The organism is Streptomyces sp. (genome assembly GCF_035563135.1).
Taxonomy (GTDB): domain Bacteria; phylum Actinomycetota; class Actinomycetes; order Streptomycetales; family Streptomycetaceae; genus Streptomyces.
This window is the reverse complement of record NZ_DATMVN010000750.1, coordinates 1-4,535: the sequence shown is the minus strand read 5'-3', so window position 1 is coordinate 4,535 and position 4,535 is coordinate 1. Positions and strand designations below refer to the sequence as shown.

Genomic DNA, 4,535 nt, shown 5'->3' with positions numbered 1-4,535 from the left:
CCGGATCTGGGGGGCGACCGTCGTCTCACCGTTGATGACCCGGGAGACGCTCGATTTGGACACGCCCGCCCGGGCGGCCACCACATCGAGAGTGGGGCGTTTCATGCCTGTCCGTCCCCTGTGCCGCCGCCCGGGTCCGTGTGCGGGGCGGGTTTTCTCATCGGGACGACCTCCGGCTCTGCGTCATGGCGATGACAGCAGCGTATCCGCAGGCCGGAGCGGCCGGAGCATCGCTCGGGCACGTCCTGCGCGACGCCGCCGCCGTGACCGCCGACGCGCCACGTGGTCAGTGAGAGACCGTTCCCTCAGAACACCCCACGCATGACGATGCCTTTTTTACGAGGTGAAAGAGGCCTTGACAGCCTTTGCCAGCCCCCCATCTTCCCTGCCAGGGAGCGCTCCTTGACCTCCCCCACTTGAGGAGTCGCCCATGCAAAAGCTGCTGCACCGCTTCGCCTTACTTCTGGCCCTCGCGGCCTCACTGCTCGCTTTCACCGCTCTCCCCGCCCCTTCCGCCCAAGCGGCAGAGGTCCTGCTCTCGCAGGCCAAGCCCTTGCGGCGGGAGAACCGTGCAGGTCACAGCGTCAAACAGGTGTGTGAGCTGATGAAGGTCTCCCGGACCGCCTGCTCTACCCGTCGCTCCGGCCTGCCCGGCCCCCGGGCGGTGCGGGATGCCGAGCTGACCGAACAGATCACCGAGGCCCATGCGCGATCGCGCGGGACCTACGGGGCTCCGCGCGTGCACGCCCTGCTCACACGCGAGGGTGCCGGCTGCGACCGGCGTCGTGTCGCACGACTGATGCGGGCCGCCGGGCTGCAGGGCCGGCACAGCAGACGACGGCAGGCGACCACGATCCCGGATCCCGGGGCTGCTTTGCGCCCCGGCCTCATCGCCCGGGACTGCTCTTACGCGCCTCGGCGAGCAAGGTGCGTCACTGCTCATGCTGATGACCAAGTCGCGTCACAAGAAGCCGGAGCACCTCCGCCGTTACTTCAAGCCCTCACCAGCGGCCATCGCCGAACTGACCAGCCTTCTGGCCCCCGGTGACAGCCAGCGGTGAGCCAGAACCTTGATCAACCGGTGCACTGACGGCAGGTGAGGTCGGATCGGACCCGCGTGGATCGCACGCCGTCCGCCGGTGCCCGCTGCGCGGGGAGTCCGTCCACTCACTGGGATGGTGCCACCAGGCCCGCCTCATAGGCCAGGATCACCAGCTGCACCCGGTCGCGGGCATCGAGCTTGGCGAGTAGGCGGGTCAGGTAGGTCTTGGCGGTGGCGATGCTGATGGAGAGCTCGCCTGCGATCTCCGTATTGGACAGGCCCCTGCCGACGAGGGTCAGCACCTCGCGTTCCCGGGTGGTAATGCTGTCGAGCTCCGACCGCCGTGGCGGTGACGCTGCGGGTCGGGTGATGAACTCTTTGATCAGCCGGCGTGTGACGGCTGGTGCGATCAGAGCGTCCCCGGCGGCAACGATCCGGATTGCGGCGAGGATATCGTCCAGGGCCATGTCCTTGACGAGGAATCCGGACGCGCCGGCGTGCAGCGCCCCGTAGACGTAGTCGTCGTCATCGAAGGTCGTGAGGACGACGACGCGTGTGGAGCCGCTGCCCATCGTGATCAGCCGGGTGGCCTCGATGCCGTCCATGCCGGGCATCCGGAGGTCCATCACGACGACGTCGGGATCGAGTTCCTCCGTCAGGCGTACCGCTTCCGCGCCGTCTTCTGCCTCGCCCACCACCTCGATGTCCGCGGTGTCGGTGATGACCATCTGCAGGGCGGCCCGGACCAGGGGCTGGTCGTCGGTGAGCACGACACGGATGGTCATCTGGCTCCCGCCTTCGCTTCTGCCTCGGTCCCTGCCGGTACCGGGAGTCTGGCCGCTACCAGGAAGCCGCCCCCGGGGCGGGGCCCGGCCGTGAAATCCCCGTGCAGCAGGGCAGCCCGCTCGCGCATGCCGATCAGGCCGTATCCGGTGTCCGTGCTGGTGCCGCCGCCTTTCCCCCGGTCCGAGACCTCGACGGCGAGTTCGTCCGCGCGGTAGTCGAGGCGCACCTGGCAGGAATCGGCACCCGAGTGCCGTACGGCGTTGGTCACCGACTCCTGGACGATCCGGAATGCCGCGAGGTCGATGTCGGCCGGCAGCGGGCGGCGCCTGCCCTGCCACCACACCTCCACGCGGACTCCGGCGGCGGTGGTCGTCGCGGCGAGCTGTTCCACGTCCGCCAGGCCAGCGGCCGGTCGCAGGGGCACCGGCGCGTGCGCGCGGCCTTGGCGTTCCTCATCCTGGTCGGCCTGGCGCAGCGCGCCGAGCATCCTTCGCAGCCCGGACAGCGTCTCGCGGCCGGCCATCTCCACGGTGAGCATCGCCTCGCGGGCTTTGGCCGGCTGGCTTTCGATGACCCGGGCCGCGGCGCCGGCCTGCAAGGCGATGATGCCGATGCTGTGGGCGACGGTGTCGTGCATCTCGCGGGCGATGCGCAGCCGTTCGGCGGTGACGGCCTCGGCGGCGACCCGGGCGTGCAACTCTGCGGTGTGGGCACGGGCCTGATGCGACGAATTACCGATGAGCCAGGCGATGACCACGGTCAGGGCCACGAACGGCTCCTGCGCAATGCTGGAATCGTCGCCCGTGATCAACCGCAGGACGAGGTAGCCGGCGAGTGTGCCGAGCGCTGCGGCGGCCGCGGTGAGCGAGCTCCGCCGAGGCCGGGTGGCTGCGAGGTAGCAGAGGGCGATATCCACGGCCAGGAACTGCGTGGGCGGAATCTCATCCTGACGCCAGGCCACCGTCGAGGTGACCGTACCGACGATCACCAGGCCGTACGCCGCGAAGGTCCTGCGTCGCAGCACCGCGCTGCCGGCCAGGATCAGCACGAAGGCGACAGCGAGCAGTGCCTGGGCTCCGGGCGAGTCGAGCCCGTCCTGGGGGTAGTTGAGCGAGTACGTCGGCACTTGCGGCATCACTACGTACTCGACGATGGGTTCCACTGCTGCCGCGTACCACGCCAGTGCCGTCCACAGGCCCGGCGGTATGCGTTTGAGCAGCGGCAGCGGCGGTGAGGCGGACATGCATTGATCGTAAGCACCTGCATCTGACAGCACATCCGACCGTGGCCGTACAACCAGGGTCGACACCCGTCCTCCCCGATTGTCATCGGGGGGCCGATGACGGGCGGGGTCGCCCACCGGCACCGTTGTCCCCGTGATCGAAGTCAACGAGCTCACGAAGCGATACGGCGGCACTACGGCCGTCAAAGATCTGACCTTCACCGTGCGACCCGGCCAAGTGACCGGGTTTCTCGGTCCGAACGGCGCCGGCAAGAGCACCACTCTGCGGATGATCCTCGGCTTGCACGAGCCCACCAGCGGCGCCGTCACCGTCGACGGCCGTTCCTTTCGCGACCGCCCCCGCGGCCTGCGTCATGTCGGCTCCCTTCTCGACGCGCACGATGTGCACGGCGGGCGCAGCGCGGTGGCGCAGTTGTCCGCCCTGGCCCGCTCCAACCGCATCCCGCAGCGCCGGGTGGAGGAGGTGCTGCGGGAGGTCGGCCTTGCCGAGGTCGCCCGGCGCCGCATCGGCGGATTCTCGCTCGGCATGAAGCAGCGGCTCGGCATCGCTTCCGCCCTGCTCGGCGAACCCCCGGTACTGCTCTTCGACGAACCGCTCAACGGCCTCGACCCGGAAGGCGTGAAGTGGGTGCGTGACCTGTTCAGGCGTCTCGCCGCCGAGGGCCGAACGGTGTTCGTCTCCAGCCATCTCATGTCCGAGATGGAGCACACCGCCGACCAACTGATCGTCATCGGCCGCGGCGAGCTGATCGCGGCGGAAAGCATCACGGAGTTCTCCGCTCGCAGCGCCCGGCAGAGCGTCACGGTGGGCACGCCCGCCGCTGCCGCCCTGAGAGATCTGCTGACGGCCGAGGGCGCGGCCGTGGACACGGCGGGCGACCTGCTTGCTGTGACCGGTGTGACCTCGGTCCGGATCGGTGAGATCGCCATGGAACACCGCATTTTGCTGCATCACCTCAGCACCCGGTCCGCCTCATTGGAAGAGGCGTTCATGGAGCTCACCGCCGACAGCGTGCAATACCTCGCAGGAGACCCCCAGTGACCACGACGTACGCTCCCGTCGGCGGACTTGGCGCCGACGAACCCCGCGCCCGCTTTTACGACCTGGTGGTTGCCGAGTGGATCAAGCTTCGGTCGCTGCGCTCGACCTGGATCGCGTACGGGGCCACCGCCCTGGCCGTCATCGCGTTCAACGCGGGAACCGCCTACGACACCTACAACTACTGGCCGGAGCGGAGCGCGGCGGACCGGGCCGACCACGTCCGGGCCGGAATTCCGCTGCAGGAGGCGTTCACGGCGAACGCCGCCATGGTCATGATGCTCGCCCTCGGTGCGCTCGGCGCCGTCGCGATCATCGGCGAGTACAGCACGGGAACCATTCGTACGACGTTTGCGGCCGTTCCGGCCCGCCGTTCGGTGATGGCCGCCAAAACGGTGGTCGTCACGGCGGTCACCACCGTCTTC

General features: G+C 69.0%; 4 protein-coding genes and 3 pseudogenes. 4 read left to right on the top strand and 3 right to left on the bottom strand.

Annotated features, from left to right (window positions below):
- Positions 1 to 105, bottom strand: a 105-nt coding sequence (locus tag VN520_RS33550) for a LacI family DNA-binding transcriptional regulator (RefSeq protein WP_325750719.1), incomplete at its 3' end; no start/stop codon positions are given.
- Between the two features lie 325 nt (positions 106 to 430).
- On the opposite strand from VN520_RS33550, the pseudogene VN520_RS39760 reads away from it, so the two are divergent.
- Positions 431 to 829, top strand: a pseudogene (locus VN520_RS39760) (IS3 family transposase); the annotation flags it as partial.
- 70 nt (positions 830 to 899) lie between these two features.
- Positions 900 to 1,061, top strand: a pseudogene (locus VN520_RS33545) (site-specific integrase); the annotation flags it as partial.
- A gap of 106 nt (positions 1,062 to 1,167) precedes the next feature.
- Here VN520_RS33545 and VN520_RS33540 read toward each other — a convergent pair.
- Positions 1,168 to 1,827, bottom strand: a complete 660-nt coding sequence (locus VN520_RS33540) for a response regulator transcription factor (protein WP_325750718.1) — start codon at positions 1,825 to 1,827, stop codon at positions 1,168 to 1,170.
- Entirely contained in the window at positions 1,824 to 3,071 is a 1,248-nt protein-coding gene (locus VN520_RS33535) for a sensor histidine kinase (protein WP_325750717.1), read from the bottom strand. Before VN520_RS33535 ends, VN520_RS33540 begins: the two co-directional genes overlap by 4 nt.
- 133 nt (positions 3,072 to 3,204) lie before the next feature.
- Between VN520_RS33535 and VN520_RS33530 the strand changes: the two genes are divergently transcribed.
- Both VN520_RS33530 and VN520_RS33525 read left to right on the top strand, forming a co-directional pair.
- Positions 3,205 to 4,113, top strand: a complete 909-nt coding sequence (locus VN520_RS33530) for an ABC transporter ATP-binding protein (protein ID WP_325750716.1) — start codon at positions 3,205 to 3,207, stop codon at positions 4,111 to 4,113.
- Positions 4,110 to 4,535: pseudogene (locus tag VN520_RS33525) on the top strand (ABC transporter permease); the annotation flags it as partial. The gene VN520_RS33530 and the pseudogene VN520_RS33525, both read left to right, overlap by 4 nt.